Source organism: uncultured Flavobacterium sp. (assembly GCF_963925415.1).
In the GTDB taxonomy this organism is placed as follows: domain Bacteria; phylum Bacteroidota; class Bacteroidia; order Flavobacteriales; family Flavobacteriaceae; genus Flavobacterium.
This window is the reverse complement of the sequence record NZ_CAWUTS010000016.1, coordinates 1-25,948: the sequence shown is the minus strand read 5'-3', so window position 1 is coordinate 25,948 and position 25,948 is coordinate 1. Positions and strand designations below refer to the sequence as shown.

At 30.2% G+C, this 25,948-nt stretch carries 25 protein-coding genes and 1 pseudogene; 15 read left to right on the top strand and 11 right to left on the bottom strand.

Annotated elements, in window-relative coordinates:
- Positions 1 to 941, bottom strand: a 941-nt coding sequence (locus AABM47_RS01245; protein ID WP_338409100.1) for an RHS repeat-associated core domain-containing protein, incomplete at its 3' end; no start/stop codon positions are given.
- Between the two features lie 106 nt (positions 942 to 1,047).
- A complete protein-coding gene (locus AABM47_RS01240; RefSeq protein WP_338409099.1) occupies positions 1,048 to 1,392 on the bottom strand; it encodes a hypothetical protein in 345 nt (114 codons plus the stop codon).
- Between the two features lie 273 nt (positions 1,393 to 1,665).
- Here AABM47_RS01240 and hutI point away from each other — a divergent pair, with 273 nt between their 5' ends.
- Entirely contained in the window at positions 1,666 to 2,904 is a 1,239-nt protein-coding gene (gene hutI / locus AABM47_RS01235) for an imidazolonepropionase (protein ID WP_338409098.1), read from the top strand.
- A 56-nt stretch (positions 2,905 to 2,960) separates the two neighbouring features.
- On the opposite strand, the gene AABM47_RS01230 is transcribed toward hutI, so the two are convergent.
- On the bottom strand, positions 2,961 to 3,836 hold the full coding sequence (locus tag AABM47_RS01230) for a hypothetical protein (RefSeq protein WP_338409097.1): 876 nt from the start codon (positions 3,834 to 3,836) through the stop codon (positions 2,961 to 2,963).
- Between the two features lie 101 nt (positions 3,837 to 3,937).
- Here AABM47_RS01230 and AABM47_RS01225 point away from each other — a divergent pair, with 101 nt between their 5' ends.
- Together AABM47_RS01225 and AABM47_RS01220 are read left to right on the top strand one after the other, a co-directional pair.
- Positions 3,938 to 4,972 carry an arginase family protein gene (locus tag AABM47_RS01225; protein WP_338409096.1) on the top strand — a complete coding sequence of 345 codons (1,035 nt, stop codon included), beginning with the start codon at positions 3,938 to 3,940 and terminating at the stop codon, positions 4,970 to 4,972.
- A gap of 127 nt (positions 4,973 to 5,099) precedes the next feature.
- Positions 5,100 to 6,344 carry a DEAD/DEAH box helicase gene (locus AABM47_RS01220; protein WP_338409095.1) on the top strand — a complete coding sequence of 415 codons (1,245 nt, stop codon included), beginning with the start codon at positions 5,100 to 5,102 and terminating at the stop codon, positions 6,342 to 6,344.
- Between the two features lie 23 nt (positions 6,345 to 6,367).
- On the opposite strand, the gene ettA is transcribed toward AABM47_RS01220, so the two are convergent.
- The 3 genes from ettA to holA form a co-directional block, all read right to left on the bottom strand.
- On the bottom strand, positions 6,368 to 8,059 hold the full coding sequence (ettA, locus tag AABM47_RS01215) for an energy-dependent translational throttle protein EttA (protein WP_338409094.1): 1,692 nt from the start codon (positions 8,057 to 8,059) through the stop codon (positions 6,368 to 6,370).
- A gap of 80 nt (positions 8,060 to 8,139) precedes the next feature.
- Complete coding sequence (locus AABM47_RS01210) at positions 8,140 to 8,316, bottom strand: CAL67264 family membrane protein (RefSeq protein WP_338409093.1); 177 nt, start codon at positions 8,314 to 8,316, stop codon at positions 8,140 to 8,142.
- 119 nt (positions 8,317 to 8,435) lie between these two features.
- Positions 8,436 to 9,440, bottom strand: coding sequence for a DNA polymerase III subunit delta (holA, locus tag AABM47_RS01205; RefSeq protein ID WP_338409092.1), 1,005 nt, complete (start codon positions 9,438 to 9,440; stop codon positions 8,436 to 8,438).
- A gap of 62 nt (positions 9,441 to 9,502) precedes the next feature.
- On the opposite strand from holA, the gene AABM47_RS01200 reads away from it, so the two are divergent.
- From AABM47_RS01200 to AABM47_RS01190, 3 genes are all read left to right on the top strand, one after another.
- Positions 9,503 to 9,955: a type I restriction enzyme HsdR N-terminal domain-containing protein gene (locus AABM47_RS01200; protein ID WP_338409091.1), complete on the top strand. Its 453-nt coding sequence runs from the start codon at positions 9,503 to 9,505 to the stop codon at positions 9,953 to 9,955.
- The gene (locus AABM47_RS01195) at positions 9,948 to 10,943 is read left to right on the top strand and encodes a glycosyltransferase family 2 protein (protein ID WP_338409090.1); all 996 of its coding nucleotides are present in this window, start codon (positions 9,948 to 9,950) and stop codon (positions 10,941 to 10,943) included. Before AABM47_RS01200 ends, AABM47_RS01195 begins: the two co-directional genes overlap by 8 nt.
- A gap of 69 nt (positions 10,944 to 11,012) precedes the next feature.
- Positions 11,013 to 11,870 carry an OmpA family protein gene (locus AABM47_RS01190; protein ID WP_338409089.1) on the top strand — a complete coding sequence of 286 codons (858 nt, stop codon included), beginning with the start codon at positions 11,013 to 11,015 and terminating at the stop codon, positions 11,868 to 11,870.
- 435 nt (positions 11,871 to 12,305) lie between these two features.
- Here AABM47_RS01190 and ychF read toward each other — a convergent pair whose 3' ends face one another.
- Entirely contained in the window at positions 12,306 to 13,400 is a 1,095-nt protein-coding gene (ychF, locus tag AABM47_RS01185) for a redox-regulated ATPase YchF (protein ID WP_338409088.1), read from the bottom strand.
- 741 nt (positions 13,401 to 14,141) lie between these two features.
- Here ychF and AABM47_RS01180 point away from each other — a divergent pair.
- Together AABM47_RS01180 and AABM47_RS01175 are read left to right on the top strand one after the other, a co-directional pair.
- The gene (locus tag AABM47_RS01180) at positions 14,142 to 16,931 is read left to right on the top strand and encodes a TonB-dependent receptor (RefSeq protein ID WP_338409087.1); all 2,790 of its coding nucleotides are present in this window, start codon (positions 14,142 to 14,144) and stop codon (positions 16,929 to 16,931) included.
- Between the two features lie 78 nt (positions 16,932 to 17,009).
- On the top strand, positions 17,010 to 17,750 hold the full coding sequence (locus AABM47_RS01175; RefSeq protein WP_338409086.1) for a class I SAM-dependent methyltransferase: 741 nt from the start codon (positions 17,010 to 17,012) through the stop codon (positions 17,748 to 17,750).
- 1 nt (position 17,751) lies between these two features.
- On the opposite strand, the gene AABM47_RS01170 is transcribed toward AABM47_RS01175, so the two are convergent.
- Positions 17,752 to 18,102: a 4Fe-4S dicluster domain-containing protein gene (locus AABM47_RS01170; protein WP_338409085.1), complete on the bottom strand. Its 351-nt coding sequence runs from the start codon at positions 18,100 to 18,102 to the stop codon at positions 17,752 to 17,754.
- A gap of 150 nt (positions 18,103 to 18,252) precedes the next feature.
- Between AABM47_RS01170 and AABM47_RS01165 the strand changes: the two genes are divergently transcribed.
- From AABM47_RS01165 to AABM47_RS01145, 5 genes are all read left to right on the top strand, one after another.
- Positions 18,253 to 19,311, top strand: a complete 1,059-nt coding sequence (locus AABM47_RS01165) for an acyl-CoA reductase (protein WP_338409103.1) — start codon at positions 18,253 to 18,255, stop codon at positions 19,309 to 19,311.
- Between the two features lie 136 nt (positions 19,312 to 19,447).
- The gene (serC, locus tag AABM47_RS01160; protein ID WP_338409102.1) at positions 19,448 to 20,521 is read left to right on the top strand and encodes a 3-phosphoserine/phosphohydroxythreonine transaminase; all 1,074 of its coding nucleotides are present in this window, start codon (positions 19,448 to 19,450) and stop codon (positions 20,519 to 20,521) included.
- Between the two features lie 83 nt (positions 20,522 to 20,604).
- A complete protein-coding gene (locus tag AABM47_RS01155) occupies positions 20,605 to 21,564 on the top strand; it encodes a D-2-hydroxyacid dehydrogenase (protein ID WP_338409084.1) in 960 nt (319 codons plus the stop codon).
- Between the two features lie 40 nt (positions 21,565 to 21,604).
- The gene (locus AABM47_RS01150; RefSeq protein WP_338409083.1) at positions 21,605 to 22,234 is read left to right on the top strand and encodes a DUF937 domain-containing protein; all 630 of its coding nucleotides are present in this window, start codon (positions 21,605 to 21,607) and stop codon (positions 22,232 to 22,234) included.
- 135 nt (positions 22,235 to 22,369) lie between these two features.
- On the top strand, positions 22,370 to 22,693 hold the full coding sequence (locus AABM47_RS01145) for a DUF6787 family protein (RefSeq protein ID WP_338409082.1): 324 nt from the start codon (positions 22,370 to 22,372) through the stop codon (positions 22,691 to 22,693).
- Positions 22,694 to 22,723: 30 nt separating this feature from the next.
- Here AABM47_RS01145 and AABM47_RS01140 read toward each other — a convergent pair whose 3' ends face one another.
- Genes AABM47_RS01140 through msrA form a run of 3 tightly spaced genes read right to left on the bottom strand, consistent with a single transcriptional unit; the run spans position 22,724 to position 24,313 of the window.
- The gene (locus tag AABM47_RS01140; RefSeq protein ID WP_338409081.1) at positions 22,724 to 23,029 is read right to left on the bottom strand and encodes a hypothetical protein; all 306 of its coding nucleotides are present in this window, start codon (positions 23,027 to 23,029) and stop codon (positions 22,724 to 22,726) included.
- A 49-nt stretch (positions 23,030 to 23,078) separates the two neighbouring features.
- Positions 23,079 to 23,711: a GTP cyclohydrolase I gene (locus AABM47_RS01135; protein WP_338409080.1), complete on the bottom strand. Its 633-nt coding sequence runs from the start codon at positions 23,709 to 23,711 to the stop codon at positions 23,079 to 23,081.
- A 53-nt stretch (positions 23,712 to 23,764) separates the two neighbouring features.
- Positions 23,765 to 24,313: a peptide-methionine (S)-S-oxide reductase MsrA gene (gene msrA, locus AABM47_RS01130; RefSeq protein ID WP_338409101.1), complete on the bottom strand. Its 549-nt coding sequence runs from the start codon at positions 24,311 to 24,313 to the stop codon at positions 23,765 to 23,767.
- A 337-nt stretch (positions 24,314 to 24,650) separates the two neighbouring features.
- Between msrA and AABM47_RS01125 the strand changes: the two genes are divergently transcribed.
- Positions 24,651 to 25,313, top strand: coding sequence for an ABC transporter ATP-binding protein (locus AABM47_RS01125; protein ID WP_338409079.1), 663 nt, complete (start codon positions 24,651 to 24,653; stop codon positions 25,311 to 25,313).
- A gap of 215 nt (positions 25,314 to 25,528) precedes the next feature.
- Positions 25,529 to 25,948, top strand: a pseudogene (locus tag AABM47_RS01120) (hypothetical protein); the annotation flags it as partial.

Genomic DNA, 25,948 nt, shown 5'->3' with positions numbered 1-25,948 from the left:
TGTTTAGTAGCTACTTTTGCTTCATCGGATATTGTTTTTATTGAATTTGCCATAGTACCGTAATCAGATACTTTATTAACATTGTAATTTGCTACTTGAACATTACTTTTTTCTTTACCAGTAATAGATACTTCAACTCTGTTATTTATAGAAGTTTTTAAGTTACTTCTTGCTTGCTCTGTTTTTCCTATAAAAGCATACTTTAAGGCTGTAAAATATGTTCTCATTTGATTAAAAGTGATTAATTCTAATCCTTCCAACTCTCTACCCATTCCCATTTTGTTTTCTTGGAATGCATAAGTTGAGTTATAAGCGTATTTTTCAGCCAAAGGGTCAATACTCATAAACCTACCAATCGCATAATCATAATTACGCCATTTGAAGCTATCCCAGTTAAGCCCTAGTTCGTCTTGACGCTCTTGTTCTTGGTACTTATACTTATGTTCCGTACCATTCACCTCATTATTGTAACCTTTATGTTTAAGTCCAAAAGGATAATAATGGTTTTCTTCTAAAATTGCGCTAGTGTAATAATCGTTACAAATTGTTACTGGAACTCCTCCTTTATGTGAAACAATAGTTTGGCAAGTTACAGAGTGTTCGTTTCCTAAAACACCATTACCATCTATATCTGAGTAGCTTACTCTTATGTTTCCTAAATGATCTGTATAATTAAACACGTAGCTATAATTATTATCTTTCTTTTCAACGTATCCTTCTGCATGCGGAAAAAACTGCAATACGTTTCGCTCATACTGAAACCCTTGCATATAATCGGTGTTGATGATGTTTGAACCTTGTATCACTTTTTTCTCTACTTTTTGACCCATAGCGTTGTAAAGATAGGTAATATTATTGCCTCCAACAAAATCTATTTTTGTGGGTAAGTTTAAGTGGTTGTAGGTGATTAATTGTATGTTTTTGTTGTGGTCTTGGGTCATGTTGTCGTTTTTGTCGTAAAATAAAACCACATCATTACAATGTGGTTTTGTTTATTATTTACTACTTACCACACGAAAGGATTCGTGCGGGAGCGGGGCTATTAAACTAATTATTCTTCTTTAAATAAAACTTTGTATTAACAATTTCTTTCACAATTGGGTAAAGCTTCTTTCCTTTTATTTTAAATATTATAGTGTCTTGAGTAAATTTATTTCTAGATGAATCTAAATAACAAATTACTTTATTTTTTTCTATTACATACTTCCCTTGAGCAAAATCACTTATTGTATGAACTGTTGTTTTTTCAACAGTATTATTCGGTTTTAGTTTTATTTCAAAAAAAACACTTTTGTCTTTAGAGTAGTTGGTATTATATGTTCCATAAACATTATTATTACAAGAGACTAAAATCAATGATCCTAATAATAATAATATAAATGATCCTTTCATAGCTAAAGTGGTTTGAATGTTATTTTTCGTTTTATTTCGTTTCTTTTTTGTTCTATTGTATTGACCCCTTAATTAATTCAATAAATATAATCGCTTATATAGAAAATAATATACGTTTATAATACGTAAAATTGAGTTGTATAATATTTTTTTAAAAGGTTGTAACATTAAAATTAATTTTATTACATTTAAAGTTAAAACAACTAAAATTTAGGACTGAAAGATAGGAGTTTTTAAAAATCAAGTTTAAATTTACAAAAATTATTTCAAACAATGAAAACATTATTTATCAACATAAAAGAGCTTATTCAAACCCGAGACAAATTAATTGAAAAAGTTTCGGGAAAAGAAATGAATATTTTGCCCAAAATTGAAAACGCTTTTTTATTAATTGAAGATAATTTAATTATAGGTTTTGGCTCCATGATAGATTGTCCAAAAACAGAAAATACAACTGTTATAGATGCAACAGGAAAGATAATATTACCTGCTTGGGTTGATAGTCATACCCATATTGTTTATGCAGGAAATAGAGTTCAGGAATTTGTAGACCGAATAAATGGTTTATCATATAAAGAAATAGCCCTTCGAGGAGGTGGCATATTAAATTCTGCAAAAAAACTTCAAGAGACATCGGAAGATACTATTTATCAGGAATCAAAAATTCGACTAGAGGAAATAATGAGTCAAGGAACTGGAGCTGTTGAAATAAAATCGGGCTATGGACTATCTGTTGAAGGCGAATTAAAAATGCTTCGCGTAATAAAACGTTTGAAAGAAAATTACCCTATAGCAATTAAAGCTACATTTCTTGGTGCTCATGCTTTTCCGGTAGCATATAAAGAAAATCATTCTGCATATATTGATTTAATTATCAATAAAATGATTCCTGCTATAGCCAATGAAAAACTAGCTGATTATATTGATGCTTTTTTAGAAACGGGTTATTTTTCTGTAGACGAAACTATACAAATAATGCAAGCTGGTAAAAAACATGGATTACAAGCAAAAATTCACGTAAATCAGTTTACAACCATTGGAGGCATAAAAGCTTGTGTAGAAAACGAAGCTTTGTCTGTAGATCATTTAGAAATTGTTTCTGATGATGATATTGAACTATTAAAAAACAGTCAAACAATGCCTGTTGCATTACCAAATTGCTCCTATTTCATTTCAATTCCATATACACCTGCTCGAAAAATGATCGATGCTGGTCTTGCACTAGCTCTAGCCTCTGATTTTAACCCTGGCACAACTCCATCTGGAAACATGAATTTTGTTGTAGCATCTGCCTGTATTAAAATGGAAATGACTCCAGAAGAGTCAATCAATGCTGCTACTATAAATGGTGCATATGCAATGGGTCTATCAAAAACACATGGTAGCATTACAATAGGAAAGAAAGCTACTATTATTATAACCAAACCTTTAAATTCTTTTTATCAAATTCCGTACGAATTTACAAGTAATTTAATAGAAAAAGTAATGATTGAAGGGCAGTTTATAAAATAAAAAAAGCACTTATAAATTAATTTATGAGTGCTTTTTTTATTGACCTATGAAATAAATTATTTCAAATCAAAAGATGAATTGGCAACCAAATCACTTTTATTGAAAACATTTATCATATATGTTCCTTTTTTAAAGTCGTCTCCAGATAATTCTTCTAAAACAGTTAACGTTTTATTATTAAATTTTACTGTAGTTATAAAACTATATGTTAAAAGTTTACCATCAATTGTTACTGATTTTTTATCACCTAAAACATTATTAGCTGCGTCAATAACTTGAACATAATATTCTCTTTCTCCTGGTTTTGCAACAGCATTTTGAGGAATTGTAAAACTTATTTTTAATTTATTGGCTCTGCTTGCTTTTGCAGTTTCAATTTGTTTTCCTGATTTTCTTTCTTTTACTGCGATTGTTTTTAAATTAACAATTACTAGCTTTTGAGCTTTTTCAACAGTTTTTGATAGTTTGTCGTTTTGATTTAACAAAGTATCACTGAATTTTTTTGAAACAATTAATTCAGTAGTTGTGTTGTCAAGATTTGTAGTTAAAGTTTGATTTTCTTCTTTAAGTTTAGAGTTTTCGGCTATTAAGCTATCCATTTCTCTTTTCAATTTTACGTAATCATCTTTATAAGCTTCTCCGTTTTTTACTCTAGAAATTAAGGCTACTATTTTAGCTCTTTCTGCTATTAGCTCTTCTTTTAAAGAAGTATTAGATGCAATTTCTTCATCATATTTAGCAGACATTTCTTCTAAATTTTTAATAACTGATTCTTTTTCGTGAACTTCAGTTTGAAATTTAACTTCATTTTTTTGAACTTCGGTTTTATTATCAGAACTCATCTTAAAAATATAACCTACACTAGCTAATAACAATAAAGACAATACGATTACAACAGTCTTTAAATTTGAATTGTTTGGGGTCTTTTCCATTTTTTTTTATTTAAATAATGGTACAAAAGTACATTCTTTTATTTTAATAACGAAAGTATTTAATAATATAGTATTTTTGAATAAAAGTTTTATTGTTTTTTATGGAAAATATTATACCCTTCACTATTTCTAATTTAGTATCAATAACAAATCACAGAAGTGGAGAATTAAAATTAGGTGAGCGAATTATTATAATTCCAAAAGACGAAAAAATTTCTGATTTTATTTTAAAATCAGATGCCCCTTTTGTTTTACTTGGCATACCAGAAGATATTGGCGTAAAAGCAAATTATGGCAAAACAGGAACGGCTTCTGCCTATGCAAGTACAATAAAAAGTCTTGTTAATATGCAACATAATAAGTTTTGTAAAGGAAATAAAATTATATTCTTGGGTCACATAAATGTGGAAAAAGAAATGACAAAAGCTACAACATTAGATGCCAATGATAAAGAACAAAGAAAAGAACTTTTTAAACTAGTTGAACAAATTGACAAAGAAGTTTCTCATATTATACGAGTAATCGTAAAATCAGGTAAGATTCCAATAATTATTGGTGGCGGACACAATAATGCTTATGGAAACATTAAAGGATTAGCTCTAGGCAAAGGAAAAATGGTTAATGCTGTTAATTTTGATGCGCATACTGACTTTAGAATTATGGAAGGGAGACATTCAGGAAATGGATTTACCTACGCCTATGAAAATCATTTTTTAAAAAAATATTTTATTTTTGGACTTCATGAAGGTTTTATTTCTAAAATTGTTTTAGACAAAATAAAATCTTTACCCGAAACCCTAAAATACAATACCTATGAAGAGATTGAAGTTAGAAAAGAAAAAAACTTTGATAACGAATTAAATATAGGTTTAGATTTTGTTAAAGATGACCCGTTTGGAATTGAACTTGATTTAGATGCTATTCCCGGTATTTATGCGAGTGCCATGACAAATTCTGGTTTTGGTGTAGAAAAAGCGCGACAATTTATTCACCACTTTGGCCAACACCGCAATGCGTCTTATTTGCATATTTGTGAAGGTGCTCCAGATCTAGACTTGAGCAGTAGCAATCATTTAACAGGTAAATTAATAGCCTATTTAATTACTGATTTTATAAAAAGTAAGATGTTAAACTAATCACTTTTTGTTTGACACTTGTTTTTGTTTTGTTTTGAAGCGGGTTAAATAATGGCAAGTAATTTTAGATCGCAGTTGAAATTGAACTTTTGACCTTGTTTTTGATTACCTTTGTAAAAAATTATAAATGACATTTAAAGAATTACAATTAATTCCCAACATACAACAAGCCGTTCAGGAGTTAGGATATGAAAGCCCTACACCTATCCAAGAACAAGCAATACCAGCCGTTTTAGAAGGATTAGATTTAGTAGCTTGTGCCCAAACAGGTACCGGAAAAACAGGTGCTTTTGCCATTCCAATCATTAATATGATACACCGTATTGTAGGTTCGGCCCAAAAAAGAAAAAGCATTAGAACCCTAGTGGTAACCCCTACAAGAGAATTAGCCATTCAAATTCAGGAAAATTTTAATGAATATGGCAAATATACCAACATAAGAACTATGGTTGTTTTTGGCGGTGTAAGTCAGGTATCTCAAGTAGATCAATTAAAAAAAGGGGTCGATGTTTTAGTTGCAACCCCAGGTAGGTTGTTGGATTTATACAAACAAGGTTATATAGATTTAGATCAAATGCATCATTTGGTATTAGATGAAGCGGATCAAATGTTAGACATGGGTTTTATCAATGATGTAAAAAAAATTGTAAAACTAACACCATCTAACAGACAAACGCTTTTATTTTCAGCAACTATGCCCGTTGCCATTAGAGAGTTAGCCGATACTTTTTTAACAAAGCCAAAATACATTTCGGTTGATCCTGTTTCTAGTACTGCCGAAAAAGTTGCTCAAAAAGTATATTTTGTTGACAAAGGAGACAAACGAAAACTGTTATATCATTTAATTAGAAACGATGATTTAAACAACGTACTAGTTTTTACAAAAACCAAACATGGTGCAGACAATGTTGTTAAAGCATTAGAAAAAAATGGCGTTGAAGCTGCTGCAATTCATGGAAATAAATCTCAAAATGCAAGACAACGTGCCTTGTTAAGTTTTAAAAATCAAGAAATCGCAGTTTTGGTTGCAACTGATATTGCAGCCCGAGGTATAGATATAGATGATTTACCTTTTGTTATTAATTTTGATATTCCCAATATTTCTGAAACCTACGTTCACAGAATAGGACGTACAGGAAGAGCTGGCAAAAGTGGATTAGCCATTTCTTTTTGTGATAAAGAAGAAGTAAAGTATTTTAAAGATATTGAAAAACTAATTCGAATTAAAATTAAAATCGTTAGTGACCATCCATATCAAATTTCTAATGCACCAACAGATGAAGACGCTAAACCTGATTTAAGAAATAAGAATAAAGAAACAAATTCTAGAAAATCAGAAGCTTCTAAAAAAAACAAAAAACGTTGGTATTAACCAACGTTTTTTGTTTTTAAAAACTATCTAATCAGTTTCTTATATTTAATACGTGTTGGGGTTACCTCTTTTCCTAATCGTTTACGTTTGTTTTCTTCATATTCAGAGAAACTTCCTTCAAAACAATATACTTCAGAATGTCCTTCAAAAGCTAAAATATGCGTACAAACACGATCTAAAAACCACCTGTCATGCGATATAATTACGGCGCAACCTGCAAAGTTTTCTAAACCTTCTTCCAACGCTCTTAAAGTGTTTATATCTAAATCATTTGTAGGTTCATCTAAAAGCAATACATTTCCTTCTTCTCGCAAAGTCATGGCTAAATGCAGCCTGTTTCGCTCTCCACCGGAAAGTGTAGATACTTTTTTATTTTGTTCGCTTCCACCAAAGTTAAAACGCGATAAATAGGCTCTAGAGTTAACTTGTCTACCACCCATCATCACCAATTCTTGACCGTCACAAAAGTTTTCCCAAATTGATTTTTCAGAATCAATATTAGAGTGCGATTGATCTACATAAGCAATTTTAACCGTATCACCAATTTCAAAACTTCCAGAGTCAGGCTCTTGTTCTTTCATGATCATTCTAAAAATAGTTGATTTACCAGCTCCGTTAGGGCCTATAATTCCAACTATACCTGCTTGAGGAAGTGTAAAATTTAAATTGTCATATAATAATTTATCACCAAAAGCTTTGGCAACATTTTTTGCTTCTATGACATTTGTTCCTAATCTTGGGCCATTTGGTATGTAGATTTCTAATTTTTCATCTAATGCTTTTTGGTCTTCGTTTAATAATTTATCATAATTCTGCAAACGTGCTTTTTGTTTCGTTTGACGACCTTTAGCTCCTTGACGAACCCAGTCCAACTCACGCTCTAGGGTTTTTCTATGCTTTGAGGCCGATTTTTCTTCCTGCTCCATGCGTTTTGTTTTTTGATCCAACCAAGAAGAATAATTTCCTTTCCAAGGAATACCTTGCCCTCTATCCAGTTCTAAAATCCAACCTGCTACATTATCTAAAAAATACCTGTCGTGCGTAACAGCAATTACAGTTCCTGCATATTGTTGCAAATGTTGTTCCAACCACAATACCGATTCGGCATCCAAGTGATTGGTTGGTTCATCTAATAATAAAACTTCGGGTTGTTGCAAAAGCAATCTACATAAAGCAACACGTCTTTTTTCTCCACCAGAAAGAATATTAATAGGAGTATCGCCATCTGGAGTTCGAAGGGCATCCATTGCTACTTCAAGTTTATTATCGATTTCCCAAGCTCCTGCGGCATCAATTTTGTCTTGCAAGTCAGCTTGTCGGTCCATTAATTTTTGCATTTTGTCTGCGTTTTCATATACTTCTGGCAAACCAAATTGGTCGTTTATGGTATTAAACTCGTCTAACAAAGCATACACTTCTGCGGCTCCTTCGCGAACAATTTCAATTACAGTTTTTGTTTCGTCTAATTGTGGTTCTTGTTCTAAATACCCCACATTATAGCCTGGCGCAAAAACTAAATCGCCTTGAAAATTTTTATCTAAACCGGCTATTATTTTTAATAAAGATGATTTTCCTGATCCGTTTAAACCCAAAATACCAATTTTAGCTCCATAAAAGAAACTCAAATAAATATCTTTTAAAACTTGTTTGTTGGCACTAGAGTAAATCTTATTTACTTTGGACATTGAAAATATTACTTTCTTATCGTCTGACATTGTATTTTTATTTTTATTTAATTATTTTCCGTAGGCATAGCAAACGGTTATTTTATTTCATCACAAAACAAATTGTAAATTTAAACTCTTCCTTTCAAGGCATTAAAAACCCATGCAATAGCAAAAAACCCTATTCCAACTGCCCCAAAACCCCAACCTGCAACATCATCATATCTGTAAATTCCAAGACCAATAATGATCACACCCATTAGTACCATAATAAACGTAGCCCAAGCTAACACTGTGTTTTTATTCATTCCCATTTTTATTTTTTTTAAAGACAACAAATATACGGTTTTCAATTTCAATGACAAAAAACAGTAAAAAACCAATTATAATGCCTACTATTAATCGTAAAATAAATTTTTACAATATGTTATTTAAATATATGAATCAACATTTCTTTCAATAAATCACTTTGAGGTAAAGCGTTAGCCCCTACACCTTTACTCTTTACATCAATAGATCTTAAGGAAGCAATAATTGCGCTAACTTTTTTTATGGGGTAATTTTTGAAAGCAACATCATATTCTTTTAAGAAATATGGATTTACTTTTAAAACCTTAGCTAAATTACTTGGATTTTTATCACTGCTTCCATGATATTGCATCAATTGAGAAAAGAAACTAAACACCAAACTTGTTGTTACTACAATTGGGTTGTCTTTTGGATTTTTAGCAAAATAATCTGCAATTTTATACGCCTTTAATTGATCTTTTGATCCAATAGCACTTCGCAATTCAAAATTATTATAATCCTTACTAATCCCTATATTATCTTCTACATCTGTAGCCGAAATGATATGCCCCTTGGGTAACACAATTTTTAATTTATCCAATTCATTACTAATTTTTGATAAATCATTCCCTAAAAACTCAACCAACATTTGACTTGCTTTAGGCTCTATGGCATAACCCTGCCCTTTTAGCACTTTGTTTATCCAAATAGCTACTTGATTTTCATATAATTTTTTACTCTCAAAAACAACACCGGCCTTGGCTAATACTTTTGTTATTTTTTTACGTTTGTCTAACGTTTTATATTTGTATGCAAAAACCAAAACTGTAGAGCTTTGCGGATTTTCTGCATAACTTTCTAATTTATCAATAGTTCGAGCTAAATCTTGTGCTTCTTTAACAATTAACACTTGGCGGTCTGCCATCATTGGAAAACGCTTAGCATTTGAAATAATATCTTCAATAGACACATCACGACCATATAAAACCGTTTGATTAAAATCGCGTTCGTGCTCCTGCAATACATTTTGTTCAATATATTCGGTTAATTTATCAATATAATATGGCTCTTCGCCCATGAAAAAATAAATGGGTTTAAAAACACCCGCTTTTAAATCTTTGATTATGTTTGAAACTTCATCCATTATACAGTTATCTGTTATCAGTAATTAGTTGGCAGTTTATATTTTTTGAGTAATTTTGGCCTATGCAAAAGTTAAATTTTCCAACTTATACATTTCGATTCAAAAATAGTGAAAATAAAGTATCTATTTTTGATGAAATACGAAAAAAATTTATTCTTCTTACTCCAGAAGAATGGGTGCGTCAGCACGTAATTCGTTTTTTAATTGAAGACAAAAAGTATCCTAAGTCTCATATAAACGTTGAAAAAGTAGTAAAGATTAACGGCATGAACAAGCGATATGATGCTGCTGTTTTCAATAAAGATGGTACTCTGTTTTTATTAATTGAATGTAAAGCTCCAGAAATAAACATAAATCAAAAAGCTTTTGATCAAATTGCACGATACAATATGACATTAAAAGCAAATTATTTAATGGTTACTAACGGACTAAATCACTACTTTTGTGCCATAGACTTAGAAAAAGAGCAGTATCTTTTTTTAAAAGAATTACCCGAATTTACTTTAAATGAATAAAATAGCTGTTGTTATCTTAAATTGGAATGGAGCCAAATTGTTACCTCAATTTTTGCCGTCTGTAATTGAGTTTTCTCAAAATGCTACTCTATATGTAGCAGATAATGCTTCAACAGATGAATCTGTCGAAATATTAAAACGGGATTTTCCAATGGTAAAAATCATTCAAAACACATCAAATTTTGGGTTTGCTAAAGGATATAACGAAGCACTTTCATTTGTAGACGAACCTTATTTTGCTTTAGTAAATTCTGACGTAGAAGTAACACCAAATTGGCTACAACCCGTTGAAGAACTGTTTGACAAAGAGCCAAATGTTGCCATAATTCAGCCAAAAATACTGAACTATAAAAACAAAACACATTTTGAATATGCTGGTGCTGCAGGTGGTTTTATTGATAAATATGGCTTTCCGTTTTGCAGAGGCAGAATCTTTGAAACCCTAGAAGAAGACAAAGGTCAGTTTGATGATGAAATTGAAATATTTTGGGCAACAGGCGCTTGTTTATTTATTAGAAAAAAAGTTTTTCAGGAATTAAAAGGCTTTGATGTAGATTTTTTTGCTCATCAAGAAGAAATAGATTTGTGTTGGCGTTCTTTTAATTTAGGATATCAAACCAAATACACTTCAAAATCTATAATATATCATGTAGGGGGTGCAACTTTAGATGTTTCTAATCCTATTAAAACATACTTAAATTTTAGGAATTCATTATACATGCTTGTTAAAAATTTACCTTTTAAAAAACTGTTACCTATTATCTTTTTAAGAATGGTTTTAGATGGTATAGCTGCTTTTAAATTTTTATTTCAAGGGAAATTATTTCATTTTATAGCTGTAGGAAACGCTCATTTTTCATTTTATGGAAACTTGATCAAATGCTATAGAAAAAGAAATAAAATTCAAAAACCCAATTACTTTAAAACAAAATCAATCGTATATCTTTATTTTATTAAAAGTAAGAATTATTTTACGCTTATATTTTAACTTTTTTTTATATTATAAAGCATTTTAAATTAAAAAATTCTGATTAATTTTGAAAAAAATATCATATTTATGAAAAAAGTAATTCTCCTTTTAACCGTATTGTCTTTAAGTTTGAGTTCATGTGTTTCTAAAAAGAAATTTTCTTTGTTAGAATCCAAACAAAAAGACACTCAAGATTTATTAAACACTGCCACAGTTAAGCTAAACGTTTGTTTAACAGAGGCTCAGGCTCTAGAAGAACAAAGAAAAGACTTGATAAATCAGTTAGACTATTTGAAAAAAAATAATAGCGATTTAATTAACAGCTCAAAAGAATTGACCGTTTTAACTACAAAAGGAGCTACTAATCTTGAAAAATCGTTAGAAAGTTTAAAAGAAAAAGACTTAAAAATTAATCGCTTACAAGACGCTTTAACTAAAAAAGATAGCGTAACATTAGCATTGGTTACCAGTTTAAAAAAAGAAGTGGGTTTAAACGATCCTGACATAAACATCAATGTAGAAAAAGGAGTTGTTTTTATATCAATAGCCGACAATTTATTATTCAAATCTGGTAGTTTTGAAGTTAGTTCTGGAGCAAAAAACGTTCTGGCTAAAGTAGCTAAAGTAATCAACAGCAAACCCGATTTTGAATGTATGATTGAAGGGCATACTGACAACGTTCCTTTTAAAAATAACATTTTACTTGACAACTGGGATTTATCTGTTAAGCGTTCAACTGCTATAGTTCGTGTTTTGCAAAACGATTTAGGCGTTGACCCTAAACAACTTATTCCTGCTGGTAGAAGTTCTTATGTGCCATTAGTAGAAAACGATTCGCCTTCAAACCGTTCTAAAAACCGAAGAACAAAAATCATCATTTTACCAAAAATTGATCAATTTTATGAAATGATTGAAAAAGAAATGAAAAACATGAGTAAAGAATAGTTTAAACTTAAATGTGCAAAATTAAATAAAATCCAAGAGTTTATACTTTTGGATTTTTTTGTTTCAAATAAAAATGTTTTTTTTGCTACTACCAAAGCAATTAAAATGACGTGTTTTGTTTATAAAATAAAAACCTATAAATTAGTTAATTGATAAATTTGTTTAAAAGAAGCATATAGGTCTAAAATCCATTTAAGCAGTTGAGAAAACTAAAGAAATGAATTACCCCTAGACAGAGCCATCGAGGTATCAATCGGAAGAAAGTAAATTTTTAGTTTTATGAAAACCTTAGGTTTTCAAACTTTCCTCTCCAATCCCGAGGCAGAGCCTCGAGGAATTCAACTGATTAAAACTATTTTCGTTTAAATTAAAACAAAATGCGAAAACTACTTTTAATAATGATAATCTTTGGATTATTTAGGACTAGTAAAATATTTAAACGTTAAAGCGAAAATGCATCACATCGCCATCTTTAACAATATATTCTTTTCCTTCAACACGTAATTTACCTGCTTCTTTTACCTTAGCCTCTGTTCCAAAAGCAACATAATCATCAAAAGCAATTACTTCTGCTCGTATAAATCCTTTTTCAAAATCGGTATGAATAACTCCGGCTGCTTGTGGAGCTGTGTTACCAACACCTATAGTCCAAGCTCGAACTTCTTTTACTCCTGCCGTAAAATAGGTTTGTAAGTTTAATAATTTATAAGCTGATCGTATTAAAACGGCAGATCCTGGTTCTGACAAACCCATATCTTCTAAAAAAACTTGACGCTCTTCAAAACTTTCTAATTCGGTAATATCTGCTTCTGCACCTACTGATAGTACAATAACTTCAGCTTGCTCATCTTTTACCAATTCGCGAACTTGATCTACGTATTTATTTCCTGTTACGGCTGATTCTTCATCTACATTACATACATATAAAACAGGTTTTGTGGTAATCAATTGAAATTCTTCCATTAAAGAATCTTCATCAGCATTTTGAGGAACTACTGTTCTTGCTGATTTTGCTTGCAATAAAGCTTCTCTAATTTTATCTAATAAAGCTTTTTCAGTTTGGGCTTCTTTATTACCTGTTTTAGCAGCGCGATTTGTTTTTTCTAAACGTTTTTCAACCGTTTCTAAATCTTTTAATTGTAATTCTATATCAATAGTCTCTTTATCTCTAATAGGATTTACGTTTCCATCAACATGAATAATATTATCGTTATCAAAACAACGCAACACATGAATGATTGCGTTACATTCTCTAATATTACCTAAAAATTGGTTGCCTAATCCTTCTCCTTTACTTGCACCTTTTACTAAACCTGCAATATCCACTATATCAACAGTAGCCATCTGCACACGTTCGGGCTTTACCAATTCTTCTAATTTAACAATTCTGGGATCTGGAACGTTTACTACACCTATATTAGGTTCAATAGTACAAAACGGAAAGTTAGCACTTTGCGCTTTTGCATTTGATAAACAATTAAATAAAGTTGATTTTCCTACATTTGGTAATCCTACAATTCCTGCTTTCATTTTTAGATACTCGTTTTAAGGTAAGGTGTATACGTTTTTTAAAGTGTGCAAATATAGAAAATTGTAACTTTAGTTTGTTAAATTTTTAAAAATATGTTTATTTAATACTTTTACTATAAACACTGCAATCAGTTTACTTAAATAAATAAGTTAGCTAGCCTTTTATGCCTTGAATAAATTTTAACATAAAGGTTCATTGTTCCATGCATTTTAAAATTTCAATTCGTAAATGGATTACAATTAAAAAACACCAAAACAATGATTTATTTTCTTTTAAATTAAAATTTTAATCCTATATAGACATTTATTATTTTAACTGTCATGAAATTTCTTACAAAAAAAATATTTGCGTCAAAAAATAAATTATCTAAAAAATAATTTCTTATATGTTAGTGCGTAATATTATTTAAACAATAATCTATTGTTTAAATAATTTTATATTGTGTTAAACAATACCTATAAAACAAATTCACCTTGAAATTTTAAAGTCTAAATTTATTTTTAAATTAAATGTAATAATCTGATTTTATTACTTAAAGGTTATAAAAAATCTTTTATTTTTTTAATTTAATTAAACAAAAATGTATAATATAGATGCTTTGTATCAATCAATTTTAATTTATGACAAAAGTTTATATTTAATACAAACAAGACATTGTTGTAAAATAAATTAACACATAATTGTGATTATATGTTTTTTAATGTAAATTTGACGTTACTAATCTAAATTAATTAATAATTATGAAAAAAATTACAATTTTATTCCTGCTTTTCAATGTAGGATTCCTTTTTGCTCAAAAAGAAGTAAAGGGAACAGTCTATGACGCTAGCGGACAAGTTCTGCCCGGTGTAAATGTTATTGAAAAAGGAACTAAAAATGGTGTTGCCTCAGATTTTGATGGAAATTACAAAATTTCTGTAAAAGAAGGTGCTACATTAGTTTTTAGTTATTTAGGGTTTCAAACGGATGAAAAAGTAGTTACAGGTTCAAAAATGGATGTTACCATGACAGAAGGAACTGTTTTACAAGAAATTTATGTAACAGGTTCTAGAACAGCACCAAGAAGTAGTGCCGACACTCCTTTACCAATTGATGTGTTGCCTGCAAAAGATTTAACATCTACTGGTCAAGCTAGTTTTGATAAGGCCTTACAGTACAGAATACCATCTTTTAACACGGTTCAAACACCCGTTAATGATGCAACTTCGTTATTAGATCCTTATGAAATTAGAAACATGGGACCTAGTAGAACGTTGATTTTGATCAACGGAAAACGTAAAAACTTAAGTGCATTATTATACACACAAACATCTCCAGGACGAGGTGAAACAGGTTCAGATATTTCTGCTATACCTACAGACGCTATTAAAAGAGTTGAAATTTTACGTGATGGTGCATCTGCACAATACGGATCTGATGCAATTGCTGGGGTAATGAATATCATTTTAAAGGATGATGTTGATGGTGGTTCTGCCACATTAAGAACAGGTGTAACATCTGAAGGCGATGGGGAGTCTTTTGGTATTAGTTTAAACAATGGTTCTTCTATTGGAGACAATAAAGGTTACATAAACTATACTGTTGATTTTTCAAAAACATCTTTATCAAACCGTCCAGGTACGGTAGATGCAGCTGGTGAGATTGCTGATTTTACTTCAGGTTCGGCTTCAGATATTGCTTTTGTCAATGAGTTTTTAACGCGTCGTCCAGACGCAGGAAACATTAACGGAGCACCTGAAACTGCTGCTTCTAAATTTTTAATTAACGGTGGCTATGATTTAAGCGAACAATCAGAATTGTATTTTAATGCTGCTTATGTATTTAAAAAAGTAAATTCTTTTGCAAATTACAGAACACCTTATTGGAGATCAGTAGATAGTTATCCGTATTTAGCTGATTTTTTCCCTGGTTCAAATCCAACTACTGCTGGTGGATATGATGGGTATGTTCCAACATTTCAAGGAGATTTAAATGACTATAATGGTACTATAGGAATTAGAACAAAAATTAACGATTGGAATGTTGATGCCAGTTTTACTACAGGTGGAAATACACAAACGTATAAAGTTACTGATTCTCATAACAGAAATGTTGTATATTCTAATTCGACTTGGATAGATGCAAATGGAAATGGTGTTGTTGATGCAGGAGAAATTTCTCAAGGGGCTCCTTTATATCAATCAAATAGCCCACAGTCATTTGATCCAGGAGGAACAGGTTTTTCTCACAATGTAGGAAACATTGATTTATCTAGAGTATTATCTGATAAAATAAGTATTGGTGTTGGAGCCGAGTTTAGATCTGAGGTTTTTGAAGTAATTGAAGGCGGATTGGCATCGTATGATGGTGGTGGAGCCGATTCATTTGCAGGAAATAGCCCAGAAAATTCGGGTAAATTTAGCCGTTATAACATTGGTGGATATTTCAGTTTGGACTATGATGTATCAGATGCATTTTTATTGAGTGGAACTATACGTGCTGAAGATTATTCAGATTTTGGTGGAGCATTTGTATATAAATTAAGTTCACGTTTAAAATTAAGCGAAAAACTAACAACTAGAGCTTCTATATCTACAGGATTTAGAGCACCTACATTACACCAAATTTATACTCAAAAAGCACAATATAGCTTTGTACCAGGCCAAGGTATTCAAGTAGGTGGATTAGTAAATAATGTATCTACTCAAGCACAATTATTAGGTATACCTCAATTAGATGCTGAACAGTCTACAAATTTCACTATCGGTTTTGGTGGAAAATTAAGCAAAAACTTCAACTTTACTTTTGACTACTACAACATTGCAGTAAAAGACAGAGTTGTATTAAGTACAGAGATTGGCCCATCATCAACTGGTGGAACTCAATTAGATGCTATTTTAACAGCTAATAACTTAACTGATTTAAGTTTCTTTGTTAACGCATTAGACACTAAAACATCGGGTATTGATTTTGTTGCAAATTATAAAGATCTTAAAGTAGGTACAGGAGAATTAGGATTCAGTTTAGCGGGTAACTATACCATCCAAAACGAAAGAGATGGAGCGGTAAAAAACCCTGCAATTGTAGCAGCTGCTGGTCAGTCTGTTGTAAATGCAACACAAGAAGCTTTATTCTTTACATCTAGACCCGTAACAAAATGGATCTTAGGAACTACTTATGATATTGGTAAATTTGGTTTTAATTTAAATAATACCTATTTTGGTAAAACTACCTTCAAACAACAAGGGATGAGTCCTGATTTAAGAACTGAATTTATTCCTAAAATAGTAACAGATTTAGGGGTTAACTTTAATGTGTCAGAAAAAATGACAATTGCATTAAACATCAACAACATATTAAACGTATTACCAGAATGGGAATTTAAAGCAGAAAATGCTGCTGGTACGGCTTTAATAGCTGATGCTGCTGCAATTAAAAACCAATCTAACTTAATTACATTTAACCAACGTTATTCTCAAATGACATATGATGGTTATCATTTTAGTCAATTAGGTACAATGATGAATTTATCATTAAACTATAAATTTTAATAAGATTTCAAATTAAAATTAAAAGAGGCAATCATCGATTGCCTCTTTTTTTTTATTAATTTTATACTAAAAATTAGTATGGCAACACTTTATGATGGAAATATGGCACTACTCTATGACGCCATGTATCAAACGTTTATTAATTATGATGAAGAATTTATTTTTTATAACACAATTATAAACGAAAATAAATGCAAAAACGTTTTAGAAGTCGGAAGTGGTACAGGAAACCTAGCCAAAAGATTTATTGCTAATAATATAAACTATACAGGTTTAGATTATAGTGCAAGCATGATTACCATAGCTCAAGAGCGAAATAAAAATGGTACTTTTGTTGAGGGCGATATGCGCAATTTTAAACTTCAAAAGTTAGCAGATTCTATATTAATAACTGGAAGGTCATCCAGTTATTTAATCACAAATAAAGATGTGCACAGTGCTTTTACATCGGTTCGAGAAAACTTATCCAACAATGGCCTATTTGTTTTTGATTTTATTGATGCCTCTCGATTTATCCCTTATTTTTTAAAACATAAAAATGTTTTACACAAAGCACAATATCAAGGAGTAAATTATGTGCGAGAGAGCAATTGGTTTATCCAAAAATCAGAAAATTTTATGATGAAATGGAAAGCAGATTATTTTAAATTAAACCATAATGAGCGCGAGCTTATAGCACACGACAACTCGGTTGTTAGAATATTTACTTTAAACGAAATGCAACTGTTTTTAAGCCTCAATGGATTTGAAATCATAAAAACAATCGACAGAAAAACCTATGCCTATGATACGTATGTACTTGTAGCTAAAAAAATATAATTTATTCGTTGTGCAAAAAAGCTTGTCTGTTTAAAAGCGTTTCTTCACTCTCTACGTATTCATCATCTGGCACACAGCAGTCTACAGGGCACACAGCAGCACACTGAGGTTCATCATGAAATCCTTTACACTCTGTACACTTTCCGGGCACAATATAATATAAGTCATCAGATATAGGTGTTTGAGCCGCATCTGAATCTACTTCGGTACCATCGGGCAAAATAACTTTACCTTTTAGTTTTGTTCCGTCTTTGTATCTCCAATCATCTGCTCCTTCATATATGGCCGTGTTTGGACATTCTGGTTCACAAGCACCACAGTTTATACATTCGTCGGTTATAATTATTGCCATTAATTTTGTATTTATTTGATTTAACATGTAGTTGTTACTTGTAAAAATGTGTATCATTTTTACTTTAAAACAAAAGCCTAACTACTAAATGCTTATTTTTGTACAAAATTACAACGTTATCTACTCAAAAACAAGTTACATATGTTACAAATGTCACAAAACGAATTAAAAAATAGTTTTATTGAATTAGGACTATTTTTAAATCAATTTTCATTAGAATCTACAACTCAAAATAAAGTTGTGAAAAAAAATTCATCTTTTTTTGATGCATTTGAGTCATTAATTAACTTATCTCAGTCCCATAACGGGTGGTTTACACCAGAGCAGGTTTATTTTTCTATTCAATCTTGGTCAAAAGCCCTAACCCAAGAACATATAGACCAATGGCTTTCTGGATATACATTTACAGACAAAGAGCCTAAAAAAATTGGATTAATTTTAGCAGGAAATATTCCTTTAGTAGGGTTTCATGATTTTTTAACAGTTTTAATAACAGGAAATGACGTTTTGGTAAAAACGGGCTCAAAAGATCAATACCTAGTTAAATTTTTGGCTCAATATTTAATACAATTGGATGAACGATTTTTATCAAAAATCACCTTTGTAGAAGGAAAACTAGAAGGTTTTGATGCAATTATTGCAACAGGTAGTAACAACACATCACGATATTTTGATTATTATTTTAAAAATGTACCAAATATTATTCGAAAAAACAGAAACTCAGTTGCTGTATTAACAGGAAATGAAAGCAAAGAAGATTTAGTTCATTTGGGCGAAGATATATTTCGTTATTTTGGATTGGGATGCAGAAACGTATCCAAATTATTTGTCCCTAAAGGATACGATTTTAAAGTTTTTTTTGATGCCATTTATGCCTACAAAGATGTAATTTTTTATGAAAAGTATGCTAATAATTATGATTATAACAAAGCCGTTTTTTTGATGAGTTTATATAAATTATTAGATAATGAATTTTTAACACTAAAGGAAGATAGCAGCTACTCCTCTCCTATTTCCAGTGTTTTTTATGAGTTTTATGACGATATTGAACAGGTAAAAAAACGATTAAAAGACGATGAAAGTTTTATTCAATGTGTTGTTTCTAAAAATCTAATTGAAAATAGCATTTCTTTTGGTGAAACACAAAAACCAGCCCTTTGGGACTATGCTGACAATTTAGATACCATTGATTTTTTAAATGCTATTTAAAATTATTGCATACAATTTAGGTCAAACTATAACGTTATTGTTAATAACATAGTCTTAAAATTGGAAAGTTAATAGCCCTATTTTAGGAGCTATTTCCGAAATTTGCACTTTATATTAAATACATTCCAAAATCATGATAAAAAAACATAATTATAGTGCAGGACCTTGCATTTTACCACAAATCGTTTTTGAAAAAGCATCTCAAGCCGTTTTAAATTTTAATGACACAGGACTTTCTATTTTAGAAATTTCTCACAGAAGTAAAGAATTTGTAACTGTTATGGATGATGCAAGAGCTTTAGCATTAGAGTTATTAGGTTTAGAAGGTAAAGGTTATCAAGCATTATTTTTACAAGGCGGGGCAAGTTTAGAATTTTTAAGAGTTCCTTATAATTTGATGAAAACAGATGGTAAAGCAGCTTATTTAGATACCGGAACCTGGTCAAACGGTGCTATTAAAGAAGCAAAATCTTTTGGAGAAACCGTTGTTGTAGCTTCATCTAAAGAAAGTAATTATACATTTATCCCAAAAGAATATAGTATACCTGCCGATGCTGATTATTTTCACTGCACTTCAAACAACACTATATTTGGAACACAAATTAAATCTTTTCCAGAGACATCTATTCCGGTAGTTTGTGATATGAGTTCAGATATTTTTTCGAGAGTTTTAGATTTTTCAAAATTTGATATTATATATGCTGGTGCTCAAAAAAACATGGGTCCGGCAGGAACAACTTTGATTGTTGTTAAAGAAGAAATATTAGGTAAAAATGGAAGAAACATACCCAATATATTAAATTATCAGCAACATATTTCAAAAGAGAGCATGTATAACACACCTGCTGTATTTGCTATTTACACTTCTTTTTTAACCTTACAATGGTTAAAAGAAAAAGGAGGAATTGCTGCAATTGAAATAGAAAATGAAGCAAAAGCAGCTTTATTATATGCTGAAATTGATAGAAACCCGTTATTTAAAGGTGTAGTTGCAACAGAAGATCGAAGCATTATGAATGCAACTTTTATTTTACATAATGAAGCGCACCAAGAAGCATTTGATGCCTTATGGAAAGCAGCAGGGATTTCTGGTATAAACGGACATAGATCTGTTGGGGGATACAGAGCGTCTATGTATAATGCATTACCAATACAAAGTGTTCAGGTATTAGTTGATGCTATGAAAACATTGGAAAATAATACTCCGTAATTTGATGCCTTAAAAAAGCAATTTTAAATAAAAATACAAATGCGGGTTTTACAAAAAAACTCATAAATATATAAACTAAAATAATGAAAGTATTAGCAAACGATGGAATTTCAGATAGTGGAATAAAAGCTTTAGAACGAGGAGGTTTTGAAGTTATAACTACAAAAGTAGCTCAAGAACAAGTAGAAAGTTTTGTAAATACAAACAACATAGATGTCGTTTTGGTTCGCAGTGCTACTAAAGTAAGAAAAGACATTATTGACAATTGCCCAAGTTTAAAAATCATAGGCCGTGGTGGCGTTGGTATGGATAATATTGATGTCGAATATGCTCGAAGCAATGGATTACATGTAATTAATACTCCAGCCTCTTCATCAGAATCAGTTGCCGAATTGGTTTTTGCTCATTTATTTACTGGCGTACGTTTTTTACATGATTCAAATAGAAACATGCCTTTAGAAGGAGATACAAATTTTAACGGATTAAAAAAAGCATATGCTAACGGAATTGAATTAAGAGGAAAAACAATTGGTATTATCGGTTTTGGACGAATCGGTCAAGCAGTTGCTAAAATTGCACTTGGATTAGGAATGAAAGTTATAGCATCGGATAAATATGTTAACGAAGCCATAATAAAAGTTGACTTTTACAACGGCCAATTTATTAACGTTGATATTGTTTCAGAGTCAATGGAAGATTTACTAAAACATTCTGATTTTATAACGATACATGTACCAGCACAAGAAAGCGGTTATATAATTGGTAAAGATGAATTTAAACAAATGAAAGATAATGCGGGTATCATTAACACTGCTCGAGGTGGTGTAATAGATGAAGTAGCCTTAATTGAAGCATTAGACGAAGGAAAACTTTTATTTGCTGGTTTAGATGTTTTTGAAAACGAACCAAAACCAGCAATGCAACTGTTGATGCATCCAAAAATTAGTTTAACACCACATATTGGTGCGGCAACAGATGAAGCACAAGATAGAATTGGCACAGAACTTGCAGAACAAATTATAAGTATTTTAAAAAATAAATAAATTTTTTATTACAATTAACTTTTAATTTAAAATCAAAATTATGGCCGGAATTTTAGACTTATTAAACAGTGACCTTGGGAAACAACTAATTGACAGTGTTTCAAAAAAAACAGGATTAAATGCTTCACAGACAACAGATGTTGTATCATCTAGTTTGCCTGCTATTTTGAGTCAAATACAAAATAATGCTACGTCTGGCAATGGAGCTTCTGGTTTGTTAGGCGCACTGACTAGTGACAAACACAATGGAAGTATTTTAGACAATATAGGTGGGTTTTTAAATGGAGGTGATTTTTCTGATGGTTCTAAAATTTTAAGTCACGTAACAGGTGATAATCAGGAACAAATGATTCAAGGATTAAGTTTAAAAACAGGTGTTGATTCTAGTATTATTTCTAAAATATTACCAATGCTAGCTCCAATAATAATGGGATACTTAGGAAAAAGCGCTCAAAAAAATGGAACACCAACAGGATCAGGAATAAGTGATTTACTAGGCAGTTTACTAAGTGGTGAAACCAATACTGCACAAGGCGGCTCGGTTTTAACATCTTTACTAGATCAAAATGGTGATGGAAAACTGGATATTGGAGATGCAATGTCAGCATTAAGTAATAAGAAAAAAGGTGGATTGGTTGGACTACTTAGTGGTCTTTTTGGTAAAAAATAAATTCACAAAACCATACGTTCAAATGTTAAAAGCATCAGCTTAGTTGATGCTTTTTTTTTATCTTTACACCTTAATAATTTAAAGGTATAACTGTCTAAATAGTTGTCTTTTTTTTTTAATAGAAAAAAACTTAGAATGAACAAACTAAAAAAACGCTGGAACATTAGTTCGAACTGGCAATTGATTATTATTTTACTTGTATTTGCCATTACTGGATCTACTGCTGCATACCTATCTAAACCAATTACTAATTATATTGGACTTACTAAAGAATCTGTTTCATTATGGATATATTGGCCTGCCAGAATAATTATTTTATTTCCAATATATCAAATAATGATCGTTATCATAGGAAGTTTGTTTGGTCAGTTTAAATTCTTTTGGGAATTTGAAAAAAAAATGCTTGATAGAATGAAACTTGGTTTTATTGCAGACTATATTGATGGAAAGTTAAAATAAAAAAATATTTTTTTTTATAAAGTAAAAAAGCTATACTTCTTTTTTTATTAGATATACATAAATCCACGTAAGAGTAAATGTTGGAATAACATCTATAAATGGAAATGCCTCTTCAATAAAACTTAATATTGCTGCAACTTTACCTGTTTTTCCATGATACATTTTAACTATTATTAAAGCAGAAATTGGTGCCCATACCACATCTGTATACTCGGCAAAAAAAGGAATACTATAAGATAGCATCCCTATTAAATCAAATATTATTCCTAGAAATAATTTTTTGAATTTATTTGAATTTTTATTAATATGATTAGCCTCTGTTTTTTTTATTAACATTCTATAAATATTGTACTTTTATTAAAACAAACAAAAAAGATGCCAATAATTATATGTGATTAATCAATCTAAAAAAATCTTCTCTAAATTCTTTTTGTTCAAAAGAACCGCTTTGTTTAAAAGTAGATGTATAGTTACTAGGGTCTTTTATATCTACAAATGAAGAACATAAATTAGAAGTTTCAAGTACAACAATAATATTTTCTGTATCTAAAATGGTTTTAAGTTCATTAAAAATTTGTAAAACTAAACGCTCTTGTGTTTGTGGTCTGCGCGCATAAAATTGAATAATTTTATTTAATTTAGAAATACTGACAACCCTTCCTGATGAAACATAACCAATGTCAATTTTACCTATAATAGGCAAAAAATGATACTGACACGTAGAATTGAAAGTTATATTGGCTTCAACAATAATTTCGTCATAATCATATGAATTAGTTAAAAAAGTTATTTTTGGTTTGTTTAAAGGATTTAAACCCGAAAACATTTCTTTAACAAACATTTTTGATACATTATGAGGTGTGTCTTTTAAGCTTTCATCATTTATATCTAACCCTAATTCAGTCATTATTATACTAAAATATTTTTCAATAACTTTTATTTTTTCTTCATCAGGTTTTTTAAAAGCATTGGCTATCATTGGAGTGTCTAATGATTGAGTTGATTTCTGTGCATTCATGTCTTTTACCATATTATATATTTATTTAAAATGAAGTTAATAATATTTAACAATTAATTTTTTAATAATTTTTTATAATATTTCCGTAATTTTTCTAATTTTGGAGATATGACCATTTGGCAATAGCCTTGCGAGCTGTTTTGGTTGTAGTAATTTTGATGATACTCTTCTGCTACATAAAAAATTACTGCTGCAGAAATTTTTGTTACAATTGGATCCTCATATAATTGCTCTTTTTCTATTAATGCTATATAGTGTTCAGCTGTTTTTTTTTGAGCTTCAGAATGATAAAATATTTCACTTCTATACTGTGTCCCTGCGTCGGCACCCTGTCTGTTTAAAGTGGTTGGATTGTGTGTAGCAAAAAAAACTTCTAAAAGATCTTCAAATGCAAGTAATTTAGGATCATACGTAATTTCAATAGCTTCTGCATGACCTGTAGTTCCAGTGCAAATTTCACTATAAGATGGGTTTTTGATAAGGCCACCTGTATAACCCGAAACAATTTTTTCAACTCCTTTTAATTCTAAAAAAACAGCTTCAGTACACCAAAAACATCCTCCAGCAAACGTTGCTATTTCTCTACCTTCTTTTACATTCATTAGAATTGGTTGTTGAATTGGTTGTTTAACATTTGTAAATTTTGACTCATTAACACCACAAAATTTAAAAGCAACCAACATTGATATTAAAAATAACTTCATAAAATATAAATTTTGAGTAAATTTTAAACAAATTTAAACAAATTTAAATCTTTTTTTAAAAACATGTGTTAACTAATTGTTAACTAATTGATTAATTAGTCATTATATTAATAAAATTATAAGCATTATAGTCAATTTGTGAATATTATTTAAAACAAATGTTAAAGTATTGATTTTTTTTGACAAGTTTTTTTAATAAGAAAATTTCTTTGTTTATTTGTATAAATACTAAACTATGATAGTTGTTCATAAATTAAATAAATACTATGGTGATTTACAGGTACTAAAAGATATAAATATTCATATTAAAGCTGGTGAAATTGTGTCTGTTGTGGGTACCTCTGGTGCAGGAAAAACAACATTACTTCATCTTTTAGGCACTTTAGATAAACCAACCTTGCAAAATGGATCTTCACTTATTATAGACGGTACCGATGTTTTGCATTTAAAAGATAAAGAATTATCTAAATTTAGAAATTTAAATTTGGGTTTTATATTTCAATTTCATCAATTATTACCCGAATTTACTGCTTTAGAAAACGTATGCATTCCTGCGTTTATTGCACATAAAAATAAAGCAGAAACCGAAATTGAAGCGAAACGAATTTTAGAATACCTGGGCCTTAAAGACCGAATAAATCACAAACCAAATGAGTTATCGGGTGGTGAGCAACAACGAGTAGCTGTTGCAAGAGCTTTAATTAATAAACCCAAAATAATTTTTGCTGATGAACCTTCTGGAAATTTAGACACACAATCAGCAGAACTTTTACATCAACTTTTTTTTAAATTGCGGGATGAATTTGGGCAAACTTTTGTAATCGTTACCCACAACGAAGAATTAGCCAATATGGCAGATAGAAAACTAGTTATGAAAGACGGTAATATAGTAGTTTAATGGTTTTAATTTTAATATATTGGTGTATTCTGTTCTTTTTTGCTTCTTTATCCGGAATTGCATTTCAAAACTGCTTTGGATTTACAAAAAAAAACACAGCCTTTACACTTTTATATGGAGTTATTTATCAGACCTTATTTTTAAGTTTGTGTGCCTTTTTTTATGCTATCAATTTTGAAATTTTCATATTAAATAGTCTTATTCAATTCCTTTTTTTGTATTTATATTCAAAAGAATTTATAGAGTTTTTTACATCTATATCTAAACTATTTTCAAAAAGAAATCTTTGTATTTTTGCATTATTTTGCTCTTTAACAGCATTAAAATCAGCACAATTATCAACTCTATTTGACAATGAAAGTTATTACATTCAAACCATAAAGTGGTTAAACGAATATGGATTTGTAAAAGGGGTTGCTAACGTACATCCGTTTTTAGGACAATTTTCATTTTGGCATGTAATGCAAAGCGGTTTTAACTTTTCGTTTTTAGCTGTTAATTTTAATGATTTAAATGGCTTTATTTTGATTATTGGAATGTATTATTTTATGGAAAAAAATATTCAAAAGAAGGTGAACTGGTCTTTTTTTGGAATTATTTTTATCGTTTTTTATTATCAATTTATAGATGCGCCA